Origin of the sequence: Enterobacter cloacae complex sp. P43RS (genome assembly GCF_014930585.1) — a bacterium.
Classification (GTDB): Bacteria; Pseudomonadota; Gammaproteobacteria; order Enterobacterales; family Enterobacteriaceae; genus Enterobacter; species Enterobacter bugandensis.
In genome coordinates this window covers 322060-341077 of the sequence record NZ_JADBRJ010000002.1, presented here as the reverse complement: position 1 = coordinate 341077, position 19018 = coordinate 322060, and the positions used below count along the sequence as shown (strand labels likewise).

The 19018-nt window shown below is 58.1% G+C and carries 21 protein-coding genes; 11 read left to right on the top strand and 10 right to left on the bottom strand.

All coding sequences use genetic code 11. The features are described from left to right. The first annotated feature begins 15 nt into the window (after positions 1-15). On the top strand, positions 16-996 hold the full coding sequence (locus tag IM294_RS05440) for a type IV pilus twitching motility protein PilT (protein WP_126817180.1): 981 nt from the start codon (positions 16-18) through the stop codon (positions 994-996). A gap of 9 nt (positions 997-1005) precedes the next feature. Here the strand turns inward: IM294_RS05440 and ruvX are convergent, their stop codons facing one another. From ruvX to IM294_RS22165, 9 genes are all read right to left on the bottom strand, one after another. Then, positions 1006-1422, bottom strand: a complete 417-nt coding sequence (gene ruvX, locus IM294_RS05435; RefSeq protein ID WP_008499753.1) for a Holliday junction resolvase RuvX — start codon at positions 1420-1422, stop codon at positions 1006-1008. Further along, positions 1422-1982: a YqgE/AlgH family protein gene (locus IM294_RS05430; protein WP_028014368.1), complete on the bottom strand. Its 561-nt coding sequence runs from the start codon at positions 1980-1982 to the stop codon at positions 1422-1424. The genes ruvX and IM294_RS05430 overlap by 1 nt, the downstream gene beginning before the upstream one ends. A 74-nt stretch (positions 1983-2056) precedes the next feature. Then, a complete protein-coding gene (gene gshB, locus IM294_RS05425; RefSeq protein WP_041908326.1) occupies positions 2057-3004 on the bottom strand; it encodes a glutathione synthase in 948 nt (315 codons plus the stop codon). Positions 3005-3023: 19 nt separating this feature from the next. Next, complete coding sequence (gene rsmE / locus IM294_RS05420; RefSeq protein WP_014833222.1) at positions 3024-3755, bottom strand: 16S rRNA (uracil(1498)-N(3))-methyltransferase; 732 nt, start codon at positions 3753-3755, stop codon at positions 3024-3026. 51 nt (positions 3756-3806) lie between these two features. After that, a complete protein-coding gene (endA, locus tag IM294_RS05415; protein ID WP_028014365.1) occupies positions 3807-4514 on the bottom strand; it encodes a deoxyribonuclease I in 708 nt (235 codons plus the stop codon). Positions 4515-4608: 94 nt separating this feature from the next. Further along, on the bottom strand, positions 4609-5106 hold the full coding sequence (locus IM294_RS05410; RefSeq protein ID WP_028014364.1) for a SprT family zinc-dependent metalloprotease: 498 nt from the start codon (positions 5104-5106) through the stop codon (positions 4609-4611). 58 nt (positions 5107-5164) lie between these two features. Beyond that, entirely contained in the window at positions 5165-6562 is a 1398-nt protein-coding gene (gene galP / locus IM294_RS05405) for a galactose/proton symporter (RefSeq protein ID WP_041908328.1), read from the bottom strand. Positions 6563-6921: 359 nt separating this feature from the next. Further along, positions 6922-8076 carry a methionine adenosyltransferase gene (gene metK, locus IM294_RS05400; protein WP_041908329.1) on the bottom strand — a complete coding sequence of 385 codons (1155 nt, stop codon included), beginning with the start codon at positions 8074-8076 and terminating at the stop codon, positions 6922-6924. A 186-nt stretch (positions 8077-8262) separates the two neighbouring features. Continuing rightward, the gene (locus tag IM294_RS22165) at positions 8263-8550 is read right to left on the bottom strand and encodes a hypothetical protein (RefSeq protein ID WP_045260764.1); all 288 of its coding nucleotides are present in this window, start codon (positions 8548-8550) and stop codon (positions 8263-8265) included. Positions 8551-8739: 189 nt separating this feature from the next. On the opposite strand from IM294_RS22165, the gene yqgB reads away from it, so the two are divergent. The 3 genes from yqgB (at position 8740) to speB (ending at position 11987) form a co-directional block, all read left to right on the top strand. Next, positions 8740-8871, top strand: coding sequence for an acid stress response protein YqgB (gene yqgB / locus IM294_RS05385; RefSeq protein WP_127312443.1), 132 nt, complete (start codon positions 8740-8742; stop codon positions 8869-8871). 8 nt (positions 8872-8879) lie between these two features. Next, positions 8880-10856 carry a biosynthetic arginine decarboxylase gene (gene speA / locus IM294_RS05380; protein WP_028014361.1) on the top strand — a complete coding sequence of 659 codons (1977 nt, stop codon included), beginning with the start codon at positions 8880-8882 and terminating at the stop codon, positions 10854-10856. A 210-nt stretch (positions 10857-11066) separates the two neighbouring features. Continuing rightward, complete coding sequence (gene speB / locus IM294_RS05375; protein ID WP_017382921.1) at positions 11067-11987, top strand: agmatinase; 921 nt, start codon at positions 11067-11069, stop codon at positions 11985-11987. A gap of 3 nt (positions 11988-11990) precedes the next feature. On the opposite strand, the gene IM294_RS05370 is transcribed toward speB, so the two are convergent. Continuing rightward, positions 11991-13202 (bottom strand): MFS transporter, encoded by a 1212-nt coding sequence (locus IM294_RS05370; RefSeq protein ID WP_126817183.1) that lies wholly within the window; start codon positions 13200-13202, stop codon positions 11991-11993. Positions 13203-13616: 414 nt separating this feature from the next. Between IM294_RS05370 and IM294_RS05365 the strand changes: the two genes are divergently transcribed. The 7 genes from IM294_RS05365 to IM294_RS05335 all read left to right on the top strand — a co-directional run bounded on the left by IM294_RS05365 (position 13617) and on the right by IM294_RS05335 (position 19017). After that, a complete protein-coding gene (locus tag IM294_RS05365) occupies positions 13617-13940 on the top strand; it encodes a non-heme iron oxygenase ferredoxin subunit (protein WP_003860044.1) in 324 nt (107 codons plus the stop codon). Next, the gene (locus IM294_RS05360; protein WP_028014353.1) at positions 13937-14245 is read left to right on the top strand and encodes a recombinase-like helix-turn-helix domain-containing protein; all 309 of its coding nucleotides are present in this window, start codon (positions 13937-13939) and stop codon (positions 14243-14245) included. The genes IM294_RS05365 and IM294_RS05360 overlap by 4 nt, the downstream gene beginning before the upstream one ends. A gap of 10 nt (positions 14246-14255) precedes the next feature. After that, positions 14256-15278 carry an aromatic ring-hydroxylating dioxygenase subunit alpha gene (locus tag IM294_RS05355; protein WP_028014352.1) on the top strand — a complete coding sequence of 341 codons (1023 nt, stop codon included), beginning with the start codon at positions 14256-14258 and terminating at the stop codon, positions 15276-15278. Further along, positions 15278-16027: an SDR family oxidoreductase gene (locus IM294_RS05350; RefSeq protein WP_003860050.1), complete on the top strand. Its 750-nt coding sequence runs from the start codon at positions 15278-15280 to the stop codon at positions 16025-16027. The genes IM294_RS05355 and IM294_RS05350 overlap by 1 nt, the downstream gene beginning before the upstream one ends. Positions 16028-16039: 12 nt before the next feature. Beyond that, a complete protein-coding gene (locus tag IM294_RS05345; protein ID WP_028014350.1) occupies positions 16040-16828 on the top strand; it encodes an IclR family transcriptional regulator in 789 nt (262 codons plus the stop codon). Between the two features lie 78 nt (positions 16829-16906). Further along, the gene (locus IM294_RS05340) at positions 16907-17833 is read left to right on the top strand and encodes a VOC family protein (protein WP_126817185.1); all 927 of its coding nucleotides are present in this window, start codon (positions 16907-16909) and stop codon (positions 17831-17833) included. Continuing rightward, positions 17830-19017 (top strand): NAD(P)/FAD-dependent oxidoreductase, encoded by a 1188-nt coding sequence (locus tag IM294_RS05335; protein ID WP_126817187.1) that lies wholly within the window; start codon positions 17830-17832, stop codon positions 19015-19017. The genes IM294_RS05340 and IM294_RS05335 overlap by 4 nt, the downstream gene beginning before the upstream one ends. Position 19018: the final 1 nt, after the last annotated feature.

The window sequence follows — 19018 nt, the reverse complement described above, 5'->3', positions numbered from 1 at the left end:
TCCGAGGAGTAGTCTATGGATGTGGAAGAAATTGTGGCCCTTAGTGTAAAGCATAACGTCTCCGATCTACACCTGTGCAGTGATTCACCACCGCGCTGGCGCAGATTGGGCCGCCTTGAGCCGGCCCCGTTTCCGCCGCCCGATGTCGGGGCGTTGCTAAAGGCGTGGCTCAACGACGAACAGCAGGGCGCATGGTGGGCAAACGGGCAGGTCGATTTTGCCGTGACGGTCGCAGGAGACCAGCGTCTGCGCGGCAGTGCGTTTAAGCAGATGAAGGGCATCTCCGTTACCCTGCGGCTGTTGCCGCGTTCCTGTCCGCAGCTCCCTTCGCTTGGGGTGCCGCGCGCTATTCCCGAACTGTTGTCCAGCGACAACGGGTTGATTCTGGTAACGGGAGCGACCGGCAGCGGTAAATCCACCACGCTGGCCGCAATGGTCGACTTCCTCAACCGCCATACTGACGGCCATATCCTCACGCTTGAAGATCCGGTGGAGTTTATGTACCAGAGTGAACGTTGCCTGATTCAGCAGCGGGAGATAGGCCAGCACAGCCCGTCATTTGCAGAGGCGCTGCGCAGTGCGTTACGCGAGGACCCGGACGTTATTTTGCTGGGGGAGCTGCGCGACAGCGAAACGATCCGCCTGGCGCTGACGGCGGCGGAGACCGGGCATCTGGTGCTGGCGACGCTGCACACGCGCGGGGGAGCACAGGCGATTGAACGGCTGGTCGATACGTTCCCGGCGCAGGAGAAAGATCCGGTGCGTAACCAGCTGGCTGGCAGCCTGCGGGCAGTGCTGGCGCAAAAGCTGCTTCCCGATCTTCAGGGCGGGCGCGTCGCGCTGTACGAGCTGCTGGTAAACACCGCGGCGGCGGCGAATCTGATTCGTGAGGGGAAGACGTGGCAGCTGCCCGGCATCATTCAAACCGGCCAGCAGGCGGGAATGCAGAACTTTGACCAGAGCCTGGCGGAGAGACGGGCACAGGGGCGGCTGTAGGCCCCTGCGTTAAAAGCCCTGTTCGAAGTAGCTTTCGAGGATGATAACGGCTGAAGCGGAGTCTACGCTGCCTTTGTTGAGCGCCCGGAAGCCACCGTGTTCAAACAGGCCTGCACGCGCTTCGACGGTGCTGAGACGCTCGTCGTGAAGCTTCACGGAGACGCCAAAGCGGCCATGGATTTTATTGGCGAATTTACGCGCGCGGGCGGTAAGCGGTTGCTCGGTGCCGTCCATGTTCAGCGGCAGGCCGACAATCACGTCGTCCGGCTGCCACTCTTTGAGCAGGCGCTCAATCAGGTTCCAGTCCGGCGTGCCGTCGTTAGCTTTCAGCGCCGCGAGCGGGCGGGCGGTGCCGGTGATCCGTTGACCCACGGCGACGCCGATGCTTTTGGTGCCGAAGTCGAAGGCGAGAAGGGTGCCGCTCATTACGCGTGCCCCGCTACGCCAGGCATGGTCAGAATATCAATGCCAATCAGCTTTGCCGCATCACGCCAGCGATCGGCAATAGGGGTTTTAAACAGAATATTCATGTCCGCAGGTGCAGTAAGCCAGGCGTTATCGAGGATCTCTTGCTCAAGCTGGCCTTTCTCCCACGACGAATAGCCCAGCGCCACCAGCACTTCGGAAGGCTGCTCAGCGGTGCCCAGCGTTTCAAGCACGTCGCGCGAGGTGGTGATCACGGTGTTATCGGAGATGCGAATGCTGGAAGAGAATACCGGCGGGGTATGCAGGATAAAGCCGCGATCTTCGGCAAGAGGTCCACCCAGCATCACCGGTTTATCAAGCCGGATTTCCGGCAGGCGCGCTTCAGCCGAGATTTTCAGCTTGTCCAGAATCCCTTCAACCTGCAGGTTTTCCAGCGGTTTGTTGATGATAATACCCATCGCGCCGTCTTCATTGTATTCACAAATATAAACCACGGCGCGGCGAAAAATCGGATCCTGGAGAGCAGGCATGGCAATAAGAAAGTGATGCTGTAAATTCATTGTCAGAGGTACTGTTTCCTGGTTTAAAAAGCGACAGCGCCCAGTATGGGGATAAACCCAGGCGCTGTCACAGTTTATTTCTGTAAACGTTTTTCGATAGCGTCCATCAGCATTCCGGTGATCGAGATCGGGAACTCCGCTTCGATTTCGCGAATGCAGGTTGGGCTGGTGACGTTAACTTCAGTCAGGCGATCGCCGATGATATCCAGGCCAACGAAGATCAGGCCTTTGGCTTTCAGCGTTGGGCCAACGCGGCGGGCAATTTCCCAGTCGCTTTCGGTTAGCGGGCGCGGCTCGCCGCGGCCACCTGCCGCCAGGTTACCGCGGGTTTCGCCACCCTGTGGGATACGCGCCAGGCAGTAAGGCACCGGCTCACCGTCCACGACCAGCACGCGCTTATCGCCATCTTTGATCGCTGGAATATAGTTTTGCGCCATGCAGTAACGCGTGCCCAGCTCGGTCAGCGTTTCGGCAATCACGCCAATGTTCGGGTCGCCTTCCTTCACGCGGAAAATAGACGCGCCGCCCATGCCGTCCAGCGGCTTCATGATGATGTCGCCGTGCTTCTGCCAGAATTCTTTCAGCTGCGTTTTGCTGCGGGTGACCAGCGTTTCCGGCGTCAGGTCAGAGAACCAGGCGGTGTAAAGCTTCTCGTTGCAGTCGCGCAGGCTCTGCGGCTTGTTGACGATCAGCGTCCCTTTCTCTTCGGCACGCTCAAGGATGTAGGTGCTATAGATGTATTCGGTGTCAAACGGCGGATCTTTACGCATCAGGATGACGTTGAGGTCGGCCAGGGCAATGTCCTGCTCGGTGCCGAATTCGTACCATTTGTCGTAGTTCTGCTCGACGTTAACGATGCGGGTGCGTGCGCGGGCTTCACCGTTGATCAGATAAAGATCGTTCATCTCCATATAGTGGAGCTCATAGCCACGACGCTGCGCTTCCAGCAGCATGGCGAAGCTGGAATCTTTCTTGATGTTAATGTTTGCGATGGGATCCATCACGATGCCGAGCTTTATCATGTTCTTCTCCGTTAATACTTCAACCCAGATCGCCAAACCGTACCTGTAGCGCGGTTATGGCCGTGAGTGCCGTTGTCTCAGTGCGCAGAACGCGAGGTCCCAACAGAATATCAGTAAACTGGTAGCGCGCCGTCATCGCAATTTCGTCCGCCGACAGGCCGCCTTCGGGGCCAATCAGCAGGCGTACGCGCTCAACGGGCAGCGGCAGCGTATTGATGCTGGCGCTGGCGCGCGGATGAAGATTGAGCTTCAGCCCGCTTTCCTCTTCTGCACACCAGTCCTCCAGATCCATCGCCGGGCGGATCTCCGGAATACGGTTGCGACCACTCTGTTCGCAGGCCGCAATGGCGATTTTCTGCCACTGCTGGATCTTTTTGTTCAGACGTTCCGCATCCAGTTTAACGCCACAGCGCTCGGAAAAAAGTGGCGTAATGAGGCTTACACCCAGCTCAATGGATTTTTGAATGGTGAACTCCATCTTTTCTCCGCGCGACATCACCTGCCCAAGGTGGATGTGCAGCGGCGATTCACGGTCGTCCACTTCGCCGCGCAAGACATTCACATGCACGCTTTTTTTATCCGCCCGCGTGATTTCCGCGTCGAAAACCTGATTAGAGCCGTCGAACAGCTGTATTGCCTGGCCAGCCCCCATGCGCAGCACGCGGCCAACGTGGTTGGCGGCGTCGTCAGACAGGGCGATTTCGCGGCCTGCGGTAATCAGTTCAGGGTGGTAAATGCGGGGAATGCGCATAGTCAAAAATTCCATATGTCATGCGGTATAAGCGAATTGCCGTAGTGTAGGTTAGCTCTTTTGCGCCTGGCAAGCCCGCTGGACGTACGGGTTATGATTCCCCTGGACTCTGGCGATACGTTCGTCGCGCTGGCATTCCCATTCCGTCACCGGATACTGCTTATCCCAGGCATTGAACAGCTGCGTCTGCTGGCGTGAAAGGTTGAGGTCATAACGGTCACGCATGTAGAAGTAGGTGCGGGCGATGCTGCCGCGCGCGCGGGCAGGGGGCTCGGCGACTTTCTCTTTGAAATCTACCTTCATACCGCACTGGCCGTACTGGCCTTCGCCACCGTTCCACTGGCTGTACATGAAATTGCCGCGGTCGCCGTTCACTTCACCAACCGCAGGCTGCAGGTTATGCATGTCGCTTTCCATCTGGCGATAAACCGGATCTTTGGCGCAGTTTTTACGTCCGCCGTCCTGCCAGCACTGGCGCTGGTGACCAAACTGCCAGGCCGGAACGACATGCTCCCACTCGATGCGGCTGGCGCGGTTTTCGTTTTTACGCACCTTATAGCCGCAGGATTCGAGGTCAACGACCCCTTTTTTGCCCTGCCAGTTAATTTTGCAGCCGCAGTAGAAATCGCCCGGCACATCGGCGTTCACCTTCACGCCTGCTGCCTTGGCCTGGGAAAAACTGTTGATACCGTCGGCCAGGGCCTGACCGGAAAGCGCCGTCGCCAGAAAAGCGACCGCGAGAGAAACATTACGGGACATCTTACACTCCGTGTCAAAACGAGCCCGCAACGTAACGAATGTTGTTCCTGTATGCAATCAGTCAGATCAGGAAAGTTCCTGAAAGTTCAGGTGATTACTCCGCAATCAGCGGTTCGCCGCATTTGACGCAGCGGTAGGTCGCCTCGCCGCGCACCACGCGGTTATGGCGGCGGACGGTAAGCTGGTGCTGCTGACACTGGCAGCGATAGGGGAAGGTATTGCGGCGTACCGATTCCAGCTCGAACTGATGGGTACGGCGCGCCGGAACGCCGAGCACCGCCTCCATCATCCATTTCCACTCTTTTCCATGCGGCGCGACGCGGCCAAAATGCTTCCATACCAGAAGGTGCGCCAGCTCGTGCGGCACCACTTCTTCAATAAACGCCTGCTGGTTTTCCATCATCAGCACCGGGTTCAGGCGGATCTCGTACGATTCCAGCCAGGCGGTGCCGGCTGCGGTGCCGCGCTGCTGATAGACCAGCTTCGGTTCAGGGTAATTGCGGCCGAGTTTCAGATTCGCCTGGGCAAGTTTTTCCCGCAGGCTGCGCATAACGGCTTGCTGAATGGCGATGGGGAGACGGGGAGCTTTCATAGGGGCAGAGCATAAAGCGGGAAGCGGGGAGGCGCAAGAGGCGCCTCCCGCAAGAGGATTAGTCGTGGGCGCCGATTTCGCGCAGCGGACGACCTTTCATCAGGTTACGTTCAATATGTTCCAGAGAAACATGTTTGGTTTCTGGAACCAGCCAGACGGTCAGCACAATAAAGAAGATATTCAGACCGGCGTAGACCCAGAAGGTGTTGGCATTGCCCAGGGTGTTGAGCATGGTCAGGAACGTTGCGCCGACGATCATGTTGGCAATCCAGTTGGTTGCGGTAGAGCAGGTGATACCAAAATCACGCCCTTTCAGCGGCTGGATTTCAGAGCACAGTACCCAAATCAGCGGACCGGCGCTCATCGCAAACCCGACGATAAACATCAGCAGCATGCCCACCGCGAAGTACTGGGCGGTTGGGGAGTGAATGCCCACATGCATCATCGTACCGAGAACGCCCATACCCGTCGCCATCACCAGGAAGCCCAGGGTCAGGGTTGGCTTACGACCCCAGCGGTCCACCAGGCCGATGGCGATAAAGGTCGCCAGCACGTTGGTCAGGCCCACAATAACGGTGCCCCACATCTGCTCGGTGGTGTTGGTGTAACCCGCCAGTTCAAAGATTTTTGGCGCGTAGTACATGATGACGTTCATCCCGGTGAACTGCTGCATCACCTGCAGCAGCACGCCGAGGAACACCGCCCGACGGAAGTTGCTGTTCTCTTTAAACAGCGCCCAGCCGGACTGTTTTACCTTCAGGCTTTCGCGGATCTCTTCCAGCTCGTTTTTCGCTTCCGCGCTGGTATCGCGCAGGCGGAGCAGCACGCGTTCGGCATCAACGAAGCGGCGTTTGGCGGCAAACCAGCGCGGGCTGTCCGGCAGGAAGAAGACGCCAATCAGCAGCAGAATGGCCGGGATGATGATCACGCCGAGCATCCAGCGCCATGCGCCGCTGTAGCTGAACGCGGTATCGGACAGGTAAGCGCCGAGAATACCGATGGTGATCATCAGCTGGTACATGGAAATCATACTGCCGCGGATTTTCTCCGGCGCAATTTCGGAGAGGTAAAGCGGGGCGGTGTAAGACGCCACGCCCACCGCAAGGCCCAGCAGCACGCGGGAAAGAATAAGCACTTCAACGTTAGGGGCGGCAGCGGAGAAGAGCGAACCGGCGACGAAGAGAATCGCACCGATCATCAGGCTCTTTTTGCGTCCGAGCTTGAAGGAGAGCCAGCCGCTGCCGACGGCCCCAACGGCCGCACCGAACATCATGGAGCTAACCACCCATTCCTGGGTATGCGCGTTAATCTGGAATTCGTCTGCGATGAAGGGAAGAGCGCCGGCAATGACGCCGATATCCAGGCCAAAGAGTAATCCTGCCAGGGCGGCGAGGAAGCAGACGAAGAAAGTCATCGCCTTGTTGGACGTACGCCCCTGTTTTTTATTGTCAGGCATTATGCCCTCCAGTTGGGTTATCAGTTTTATTGATGATAAGGGTAGGTGAGCGACCCGTAAAAATATGTGAGATTAATCACAATGGTGTAATCGGTTACACTAACGTGCAACCGTAAAAATTATTAAAGCTTTGAAAATATAGAGGTAAACGAGGTGATGCGCATCGCGTTTGTTTGAATTTCAGACTTAACTGAAAGGAAATGTAACAGCAGAAGAAAGGCGAACATGCAAAGAGATTATTCTGAAAGCGGAGTGGTGCCGGTGCGGTGTAATCGCTTTCAGTTGTGCGGCTTTAGCCGCCACCCGACATAAAAAAAGCCAGCACAAAGGCTGGCCTGTTTAATACTCTCGGCTGTCGATTACTTCAGACCGGCAGCCTCACGCAGCAGAGCGGCTTTGTCGGTTTTTTCCCATGGGAAATGTTCACGACCAAAGTGACCGTATGCAGCGGTTTCCTGGTAGATTGGGTGCAGCAGATCCAGCATCTGAATCAGGCCGTATGGACGCAGGTCGAAGAACTCGCGCACCAGCAGGGTCAGCTGTTCTGAAGGCACTTTCTCCGTACCGAAGGTTTCCACCATGATGGAGGTTGGCTCAGCCACGCCGATTGCGTAGGAAACCTGAATCTCACAGCGGTCGGCCAGGCCGGCAGCAACGATGTTTTTCGCTACATAGCGCGCAGCGTACGCGGCAGAACGGTCAACTTTAGACGGATCTTTACCGGAGAACGCGCCGCCACCGTGACGCGCCATGCCGCCGTAGGTATCAACGATGATTTTACGACCGGTCAGGCCGCAGTCGCCCATTGGGCCGCCGATAACAAAGCGTCCGGTTGGGTTGATGAAGAATTTGGTTGCTGAGCTCAGCCATTCGGTTGGCAGAACTGGCTTGATGATCTCTTCCATCACTGCTTCCTGCAGGGATTTCTGATCGATCTCTTCGGCATGCTGGGTAGACAGCACCACCGCGTCAATACCGACGATTTTGCCGTCGTCGTACTGGAAGGTGACCTGGCTTTTCGCATCCGGGCGCAGCCACGGCAGGGTGCCGTTTTTACGCACTTCAGCCTGACGCTGCACCAGACGGTGTGCGTAGGTCACAGGCGCTGGCATCAGCACGTCGGTTTCGTTGGTTGCATAACCGAACATCAGGCCCTGGTCGCCCGCGCCTTGTTCCAGCGGATCGGCACGGTCAACGCCCTGGTTGATGTCCGGAGACTGTTTGCCAATCGCGCTCAGCACCGCGCAGGAATTGGCATCAAAGCCCATATCAGAATGTACATAGCCGATCTCACGCACCGTGTTACGGGTGATCTCTTCGATATCAACCCATGCGCTGGTGGTGATCTCACCGCCAACCAGAACCATGCCGGTTTTGACATAGGTTTCACACGCTACGCGCGCTTTAGGATCCTGCGCCAGGATCGCATCCAGCACCGCATCGGAGATTTGGTCAGCAATTTTATCAGGATGTCCTTCTGATACGGACTCGGACGTAAACAGGTGTTTTGCCATGTTTTATTTCACCTAAGAGGAATTTGGTTAGCTCAAGCTGCTGTGTGGAATAGCCAAAGGAGATAATTCTACCAAGGCCTGCAGGTTTTTGACACTGGCAGTATGAGTGTTAATCAGTATAGATGGATTAACATCTGGATGGCTATTTTAGGTCACTTCTTCGCCCGATTTCCAGTTTTTTTTGATTCATCTCTCACTGCGTTGAAATGGTTGCTGGAAATTTTTCCTGACGCTGCTGGCAACACGCGTATTTTTGTTTTGCTTTTTAGCCCCCTTCTCGGTATAAAACGCGGCGCGCGGCTCATATAAAATCAGCGCTCGATGAATACATCGTGTCGCCACTTCCAGCCGGGTTAAGCAGTGAACTTTTAGCTTTGGCTTGGGGTCCGTTTCATCAGAGGCGGCCGTGGAGGTGATACGAGATAATGAACCATCGTTTTCCGCTAATTCAGCGCTGCCGTTCTGGCGCGCCATTGATTCCCGCAACCCGCATTTCTAGTCTGCAAACCTGCCGATGTTATACCCATCTCGGCGCTTCTCAGGATTCAAGGGCCGGTTACGCTCTGTGAAAACTGAACAAGGGCGCTCTTGTTAATACAAGAGTTTTCTCGTGGTTTCGCCGAACCTTGTCATACAGAGTTCGGATACGTGTTTTACAATGATATGAATAAGAAACCGGTCGCACGGTCTGGATTTCAGCATACTCTGCTGGGAAACGGAGCCGTTTATGGGTTGTTATCGCCGTATAACGCTGCGATAGTAGTCAACTGTTTTACACTTAATACAAAGAGTTGAGGTTCGCTATGTCTGACGACATGTCTTCTTTTTCGCCTTCGTCAGCGGGCGAACAGGGTGTACTACGTTCTATGCAGGAGGTTGCGATGAGCTCCCAGGAAGCCAGCAAGATGCTGCGCACTTACAATATTGCCTGGTGGGGCAATAACTACTACGACGTCAACGAGCTGGGCCACATCAGCGTCTGCCCGGATCCGGACGTCCCTGAAGCGCGCGTGGATCTCGCTAAGCTGGTGAAAGCCCGTGAAGCGCAGGGCCAGCGTTTGCCTGCACTGTTCTGCTTCCCGCAGATCCTGCAACATCGCCTGCGTTCCATTAACGCCGCGTTCAAGCGCGCGCGTGAATCCTACGGCTATAACGGCGACTACTTCCTGGTTTACCCGATCAAGGTGAACCAGCACCGCCGCGTAATCGAATCCCTGATCCACTCCGGCGAACCGCTGGGACTGGAAGCAGGCTCCAAAGCGGAGCTGATGGCGGTTCTGGCGCACGCGGGCATGACCCGGTCGGTGATCGTCTGTAACGGCTATAAAGACCGCGAATACATTCGTCTGGCGCTGATTGGCGAGAAGATGGGCCACAAGGTCTATCTGGTTATCGAGAAAATGACCGAAATTGCGATCGTGCTGGAAGAGGCCGAGCGTCTGAATGTGATCCCACGCCTCGGCGTGCGTGCGCGTCTGGCGTCGCAGGGTTCCGGTAAATGGCAGTCCTCCGGCGGTGAAAAATCCAAGTTCGGCCTCGCGGCGAACCAGGTGCTGCAGCTGGTGGAGATCCTGCGCGAGCGCGGTCGTCTGGACAGCATTCAGCTGCTGCACTTCCACCTCGGCTCGCAGATGGCCAATATTCGCGACATCGCCACCGGCGTGCGTGAGTCCGCGCGTTTCTACGTTGAGCTGCACAAGCTTGGCGTGAATATTCAGTGCTTCGACGTGGGCGGTGGCCTGGGCGTGGACTACGAAGGGACCCGCTCGCAGTCCGACTGCTCGGTGAACTACGGCCTGAACGAATACGCCAACAACATCATCTGGGCGATTGGCGATGCCTGTGAAGAGCACGGCCTGCCGCACCCGACGGTGATCACCGAGTCCGGCCGCGCGGTTACCGCGCACCATACGGTGCTGGTGTCTAATATCATTGGCGTCGAGCGCAGCGAAATCACCGAAGCGACGCCTCCGCAAGATGATGCCCCGCGTTCCCTGCAAAGCATGTGGGAAACCTGGCAGGAGATGCACGAGCCGGGCACGCGCCGTTCCCTGCGCGAATGGCTGCACGACAGCCAGATGGACCTGCACGATATCCACGTCGGCTACTCGTCAGGCACCTTCAGCCTGCAGGAGCGCGCGTGGGCGGAGCAGCTCTATCTGAACATGTGCCATGAAGTGCAGAAACAGCTCGACCCGAGCAACCGCGCGCATCGTCCGATTATCGACGAGTTGCAGGAGCGTATGGCGGACAAAATGTACGTCAACTTCTCCCTGTTCCAGTCGATGCCGGATGCCTGGGGTATCGACCAGCTGTTCCCGGTTCTGCCGCTGGAAGGGCTGAACCACGCTCCGGAACGTCGCGCGGTGCTGCTGGACATCACCTGTGACTCTGACGGCGCGATTGACCACTACGTTGACGGTGACGGTATCGCAACGACGATGCCAATGCCGGAGTACGATCCGGAGAACCCGCCAATGCTGGGCTTCTTTATGGTGGGTGCGTATCAGGAGATCCTCGGCAACATGCACAACCTGTTCGGCGATACCGAAGCGGTTGACGTGTTTGTCTTCCCTGACGGCAGCGTCGAGGTTGAGCTGTCCGATGAAGGGGACACCGTGGCGGATATGCTGGAATACGTGCAGCTGGATCCGAAAAAACTGCTCACCCAGTTCCGTGACCAGGTGAAAAACACCGGTCTGGACGATGCCTTGCAGCAGCAGTTCCTGGAAGAGTTTGAAGCGGGTCTGTACGGGTACACCTACCTGGAAGACGAGTAGTAAAACCTCCCTCTCCCGGTGGGAGAGGGTTGAGGTGAGGGCATCAGACCGCACAATGCCCTATACTCACTTGAACCCGTATGAATTAACGGCGATAATTCGCCCCAATATGCGATTTACGAATCAATCCCTTCCTCGTCGGGTTTAACGACGCGGAGGGGATTTTTTTTCATCTGTTTTTAATGTATCGACGTCAAAAGAGGTCAGGACATGAGCACTTTAGGTCATCAGTACGATAACTCTCTGGTATCTAACGCGTTTGGTTTTTTACGCCTTCCAATGAACTTCCAGCCGTACGACAGCGACGCTGACTGGGTGATCACCGGCGTACCGTTCGACATGGCAACCTCCGGTCGTGCGGGTGGTCGTCACGGCCCGGCGGCAATCCGTCAGGTTTCCACCAACCTGGCCTGGGAGCACAACCGCTTCCCGTGGAACTTCGACATGCGCGAGCGCCTGAACGTGGTGGACTGCGGTGACCTGGTGTACGCCTTCGGCGACGCGCGCGAAATGAGCGAAAAATTGCAGGCGCACGCAGAGAAACTGCTGGCGGCCGGCAAACGCATGCTCTCCTTCGGCGGTGACCACTTTGTCACTCTGCCGCTGCTGCGCGCCCACGCGAAGCACTTCGGTAAAATGGCGCTGGTGCACTTCGATGCGCATACCGACACCTACGCGAACGGCTGCGAGTTCGACCACGGCACCATGTTCTACACCGCGCCGAAAGAAGGCCTGATCGATCCGAACCACTCCGTGCAGATCGGCATCCGTACCGAGTTCGACAAAGACAACGGTTTCACCGTGCTGGACGCTGGCCAGGTGAACGATCGCGGCGTGGACGATATTCTGGCTCAGGTTAAGCAGATCGTCGGCGATATGCCTGTATACCTGACCTTCGATATCGACTGCCTGGATCCGGCGTTTGCACCGGGTACCGGTACGCCGGTTATTGGCGGCCTGACGTCAGACCGCGCCATCAAGCTGGTGCGTGGCCTGAAGGATCTGAACATCGTTGGAATGGACGTGGTGGAAGTGGCGCCAGCCTATGACCAGTCCGAGATCACCGCGCTTGCCGCGGCGACCCTGGCGCTGGAAATGCTCTACATCCAGGCCGCGAAAAAAGGCGAATAAGCCTTACGCGCTGATTGCTGCTGCGCGACGCATGCGCAGCAGCAACATTCCCCCGGCAAGCAGGGTGATTACCTGCGAGACGACCAGCACCGAAAAGCCTGAGCTGACCGACCCTACCGACCTCATCACCATCCCCATCAGCAGCGGAATAAACGCCGCGCAGATATTGCCGATCCCGTTGATAATGCCGTAAGCGCTGCCCACCGCTTCCCGCGCGGCGTGATGCTGGATCACCGCCGGAATAGCCGCCCCCTGTAGCCCCCAGAAGATATTCGCCGAGAGCATAAACAGCGCCAGCCAGGCAGGCTGATGGCTGAGCATCAGCGCGACCACGGACAGCGCCGTCAGCGCGCCGCCCACCACAAACAGCATTGGCGCCTGTTCCGGACGCATTTTGTCGAGCAGCACCCCGCCGAGGAACTTCGAGCCCAGACTCAGCAGGAAGGGAATGGCCGCAAGCATGCCCGTGGCGTGCAGCGAGAAATGATGCTCGTCGCGCAGCCACGCGGGCAGCCAGGCGCTGCTCCCCCAGAGATAGCTCAGGGTGGCAATCTCCACCAGCAGGATCCACCCGAGCAGCGGCGTCTGCCAGGCAAGCGAAAACGTCTCTGCGAAGCCCGGTTTTTTGATTTTCTCCGCACCCCGCGGCGCGGGCAGGAAGCGCCAGACAAGGCCGCCACCCAGCACCAGATTCAGTGCCGCCAGGGCATAAAACGATCCGGCCCAGCCGAGATGCGCCATCAGCCACGTTACCAGCGGAAAGCCCACGGCCAGCCCGAGCGAGACGCCCAGCGCGGTCACGGCGTTGGGTTTGCCGATCTCCTGCGCGCTAAAGTGATCGCTGATGAAGCGCGTTTTCAGCGAAAAGAGCGGCCCCTCAGCGATCCCCAGGATCGTGCGCGCGACGAGCATGCCCATCAGCGATCCGAGCAGCGGGGAAATGGCGCATACCGCTGCCCACATCGCTATGCTGCTCAATAATCCCTGTCGATAATGGAGTTTGCTTTCAATAACCGGAGTTAATAATAAAGCTGAAAATCCATAACCCAGCAGAAAACAGGTCATAAGCATTCCCTGTAACATTCTGTTTTCATTTAGCTGAAAATGCTGAGCAAATTCCGGGTTTAAAATCATTACAGAAATATTCACCCGGTCAACGTAGGAAATAATAATCAGTAATAACAATGCCACTGTGCCTTGCCATCTTGCCGTCATAACGCCTGCCTTATGTTTTCGCTTATTTCTATTTTTATGCGCGTGATTGTCACGTGGGTAAAATGGTTCACCTGTGAAACTCATTGTTTATTAAAGAAAAAATAAAATTAAGTTTCACCGGTGAAACACCATGTTTTTCACTTCTTTTATTTTTAAGGAACAAAAAGAAAAGAAGTCAATCACTGTTTATTAAAATTTAACGCCATCGATAAATCGTATTCTTTCACACCGAAATAATGAAAATTTCATATCGCTGCATTTTTTCGTGATCCTTTGCACACTTAGTTAATTAATTGCCGTTTGATTAACAAATTCGTCACATTGCGGCTTGACGAAACATTCATCGCTTTTATATTGACCGTATTAAATAAGAAACAGAGTTTCATATATGAAACAAAAGCCTGGAGGATCGTGATGAGCTGGATAGGCGTATGTGACGCAGAACAAGTACAGGAAGATTTCCCTTTTAGCGGCAACGTCGACGGTAAAGAGATCGGTGTGTATTTGATTGACGGTGAATATTACGCGCTGGAAGACGTATGCCCCCACGCCTATGCCCTGCTGAGCCAGGGCTTCGTGGAGGACGGCAAGGTGGAATGCCCGCTGCACGAGGCGGTATTCGACGTCAAAACCGGCCAGTGCCTGCACGGCCCCGGCGGGCGCAACCTCAACCGCTACCCGGTTCGGGTTTTTGAAAACCAGATTCAGATTACCTTCGTCGAGGAGACCGTGGCATGAGCGACACCCTGAACTACAACCCGGCGCTGCCGGAAAGCCGTCAGTTTGCCCCACCGGCTGAGGGCGGTAACGGTGCGATCCATAAGCCGGGTGATTACCAGAACCTGATCTGGCAGACCCGCAGCCGCGAGCCGGAAAGCTGGGAAGTGAACCTCATCGCCACGCTGGAAGATCTCTTCGAGCAGGGGGTTGAAACCTTACCGGAGCTGGTGAACGGGCTGAACGCGGTGCGCATGCACGATCAGCAGGGCGAGCCGTGGAGCGAGGCCAGCTTCCAGGCATTCTTACAGGTTAACGGCTACTGAGGGCAACGCGATGACGACGACCGTACAACACTATCTCGATAAAGGTCTGCGCGGCCTCTGGTATCCGGTGCTGGCGAGCTGGGAGGTGCAGTCTGCACCGGTGGGCATTACCCGCCTGGGCGAACAGATTGTGGTCTGGCGCAACAAAGACGGCCAGGTGCAGGCGCTGGAGGACCGCTGTCCACACCGCGGCGCGCGCCTGTCGATGGGCTGGAACCTGGGGGACCGCATTGCCTGCTGGTATCACGGCGTGGAGGTCGCGGGCAACGGCGAGGTGAAAGACGTGCCCGCCGTGGACAAATGTCCGCTGGTCGGCCAGCAGTGCGTGCGCAGCTACAACGTGCAGGAGGCGCACGGCGCAATCTTCCTGTGGTTTGGCGTCACCGCGGACCAGCAGCCGGACGAGCTGACCTTCCCGGACGAGCTCGCCGATACGGACAGCTTCAGCAATTTCCTCTGCACCGCCGCGTGGAAATGCAATTACCAGTACGCGCTGGAAAACGTGATGGACCCGATGCACGGCACCTATCTGCACTCCTCGTCGCACTCAATGGCGGAAGGGGATCGCAAGGCCGACATGGTGCTCCAGCCGACCAAAACCGGTTTTATTTTTGAGAAGAAAGGGCAGAGCGGCGTCAACTTTGACTGGGTGGAGCTGGGCAACAGCGGCACCTGCTGGATGCGCCTCTCCATTCCGTACAAGAAGCGCTTCGGGCCGGGCGGCCACTTCTTTATCGTCGGCATGGTGGTGCCGGAAGATAACGACAACTGCCGCGTCTTCTTCTGGCGCATTCGCCGGGTGCAGGGCTGGCAGCGCGACATGTGGCGCTTCATGTACCGCAACCGTCTGGAAAAACTGCACTGGGAAGTGCTGGAGCAGGACCGCGTGGTGCTGGAAAGCCTGGCGCCAAACGCCCGCGACCATGAATACCTGTATCAGCACGACGTCGGCCTCTCGCGCCTGCGCCGCATGATGCAAAAGGCCGCCAAAGAGCAGCTGGCGATGCGCGAAGAACAGCAGGGAGCCGCCTGATGAACGGGCTGCTGAGCGGCAAACGCATCGTCATAACCGGCGCCGCGCGCGGGCTGGGCTTTCACTTTGCCAAAGCCTGCGCGGAGCAGGGCGCAGCGGTGGTGATGTGCGACATCCTCAAGGGTGAGCTGGCCGAAAGCGCCCACGCCCTGAGCGAGCGGGGCTATGCGATCGAACCGCACGTTATCGATCTGGCCGATCCACAGTCCATTGAGCAGGTGTTCAGCGCGATTGGCGAGCAGGGTCAGATTGATGGCCTGGTGAACAACGCGGCGATGGCGACGGGCGTCGGCGGCAAAAATATGCTCGATTACGATCCGGATCTCTGGGATCGGGTGATGAGCGTCAACGTCAAAGGCACCTGGCTGGTGACGCGCGCCGCGGTGCCGCTGCTGCGCGAGGGCGCGGGTATCGTGAACGTTGCGTCCGACACCGCGCTGTGGGGCGCGCCGCGCCTGATGGCCTACGTCGCCAGTAAGGGCGCCGTGATTGCCATGACCCGCTCAATGGCACGCGAACTGGGTGAAAAGCGTATACGCATTAATGCCATCGCGCCGGGGTTAACCCGCGTCGAGGCGACCGAATATGTTCCGGCCGAGCGCCATCAGCTCTACGAGAATGGCCGCGCGTTAACCGGCGCGCAGCAGCCGGAAGACGTCACCGGCAGCGTGGTCTGGCTGTTAAGCGATCTGTCGCGGTTTATCACCGGGCAGCTGATCCCGGTCAACGGCGGTTTTGTCTTTAACTAAGGTGTGGCGATTATGGCAAACGATCAGGAAGTGAAGTATCTGGTGCCGGGGCTGGAGCGCGGTTTACAGCTGCTGTTGGCCTTTGGCGAGCAGCATCGCGATCTGACCTTTGCCGAGCTGCACCGGCTGGTGGATATGCCGAAGGCGACCGCCTATCGCGTGGTGCAGACGCTGGAGTACATGGGCTTTCTGGAGCGCAACGCGCGCACCAATACCTTTTCGCTGGGCATGAACGTGCTGCGTCTCGGCTTTGAGTACATCGCCTCGCTGGATGTGGCGCAGGTCGGCCAGCCGGTGATCGAGCAGCTGCGCGACGTGAGCCAGTGCAGCAGCCATCTGGCGATCCGCGACGGGCGCGACATTATCTACATCGCCCGCGTCAGCGCCGCCGGGTCGCGCATCAACCAGGTCAGCATTGGCACCCGCCTGCCGGTGCACTGCACCTCGCTGGGCCGCATGTTGCTGACCGATATTTCCCGCGCCGATTTCGAACAGTTGTTCCCGCACGAGCGCCTGCCGGGCAACACGCCGGGGCAGCTTCACGACCGCGAGGCCCTGTGGCAGATGGTGCAGCAGGACAAAGCCCGCGGGTTTGTCATCGGCGAATCCTTCTTCCGCCACGGCATCTCCTCCATCGTCTACCCGGTGTATGACCGAAGCGGACGCGTGGCGGCGGTGGTCAGCATTCTGGTGCCGTCGGAGGAGATCCCGCAGACCGACCGCGAGCGGCTGCAAAACGAGGTTCGCCTCGCGGCGGATAAAATTTCTGGCTTCTTAGGCTATTTGTCACAGGCCAGCTAAATCAGTGAGTTAACGTCAGGCGCTTGACTGCGTCGGGCATGTTTTACGCCCAATTTGGGCCAGATGAGGCAACGAACGATGAGTGTAACCGGAATTGAAAAGCTGGAATTTGGCGTGGAAGACCTGACGCACTGCGCCAAATTTATGCGTGATTTTGGCCTGACGGGCGATGCCAGCGGCCAGCGTTTTACCACCCTGAGCGGCGCGCGCGTGGAGCTGAACCCCATCGACAGCCCCGACCTGCCGCCGGCGTTTGAAGCGGGCAACACCCTGCGCCGCATGACCTGGGCGGTTGCCGCACAGTCCGATCTCGACGCGCTGCGCCCGAAGCTGGCGCAGCAGCCCGGCTTTCGCGAAGTGGGCGACGCGCTGGAATGTCTCGATCCGAACGGCATGACCCTGCGTGTGCAGGTCAGCCAGCAGACCGACGTGGAGCTGAACGTTGAGCCGATCAACCAGTGGGGCGACGCCCGCCGTATCGACACGCCCAGCCCGGTTTACGATCGCGCGCAGCCGATCAACGTCGGGCACGTGGTGTTCTTCGTGGAGGAGTTGGCGGCGGTGGAGAAATTCTACCGCGAGGTGCTCGGCTTCCAGGTTTCGGACCGCTACATCAACCGCGCCGTGTTCCTGCGCTGCGGTGCGCGCGGCGGCCATCACAACCTGTTCCTGCTGCAACTGCCGAACCGCAGGCGCGGCCTCAACCACGTGGCCTTCACCGTGCGCGACATCCACGAGGTGATCGGCGGCGGTATCGCGATGAATAAAAATGAATGGAGCACCTTTATCGGGCCGGGCCGCCATCCGGTGTCGTCGGCCTATTTTTGGTACGTCAATAGCCCGACCGGCGGCGCGTTTGAGTATTACACCAACGACGACTATCTGACGGAAAACTGGCAGCCGCGCGAGCTGGAGCACTCCCTGGTCTCCTTTACCGAATGGGCGGTGGAGGGTGGGATTGACCACGACACCCGCCGTCAGCAGAAAAAGCCGGAGGCGGTATGACGTCGCGCATTGTCATTATCGGCGGCGGTCAGGCGGGCGGCTGGGCGGCGAAAACCCTGCGCGACGAGGGCTTCGACGGCGAGATCTGCGTGGTGGCGGAAGAGGAGTGGGATTTCTACGAACGTCCGCCGCTGTCGAAAGCGTCTCTGCTGGAGCCGGACGCGGCGCTCCCGCGGCTGTTTAGCGAAGAAGCACAGCAGGCGCTGAACCTGACCTGGTACCGCCCGCTGCGTGCTGAATCAGTCGATCGTGAAGCGAAAACCGTGCGTTTAAGCAACGGCGAACGTCTTAGTTACAACATTCTTTTAATGGCCACCGGCGGGCGGGCGCGCCTGCCTTCACAGGCGTGGGCGGCGCATCCGCAGGTCTACACTCTGCGCCACTGGCAGGACGCGCAGCGCCTGAAGGCGCGTCTGGCGGAAAGTAAAAAACTGGCGATTGTCGGCGGCGGCTGGATCGGCCTTGAGATTGCCGCTTCCGCACGCAAAAGCGGCGTAGCGGTCACGCTGTTCGAGCAGCAGCCCGCGCTGTGCATGCGCTCGGTGAGCGGCGAGGTGTCGCAGCGCTTAGAAGCTATCCATCGCGAGCAGGGGGTGGATATCCGTACCGGCTGCGGCGCGCTGGAGCTGGAGGACGATAACGGCCTGCCGGTCATCCACTGCGACGGCCAGCGCGAAACCTTTGACGCGGTGGTGGTGGGGATCGGCGTCGATCTCAATCTGGAGCTGGCGCGCGATGCGGGACTTCGCACCGAGCGGGGGATCGTGGTGGACGCCCAGGGACGCACGTCCGATCCGTTCATCTTTGCCGCAGGCGACGTGGCGCAGCACCATCACTACGGCCTGTGCATCCAGTCCTGGGCCTTCGCCCAGAATCAGGCGGTGGCGACGGCGAAAGCCATGCTTAACCCCGATGCGCCAGGCTACGACGACGCGCCGTGGCTGTGGTCGGATCAATATCAGCACAACATCCAGATCCTCGGCATTCCGCAGCCGGGCAGCCGAACGATAGTGCGTGAAGAGGCGCTGTACTTCTCGCTGGACGACAACGGTCGGCTAACGCAGCTGGTGGCGTTCAACGATGCGCGCACCGTCAAGCTGGCGAAGCGCTGGATGGCGGCGGGGCGGGACCTGTCGGACGTACCGCTCGCCGACCCGGCTTTTTCACTGATGTCATTGCGATAGC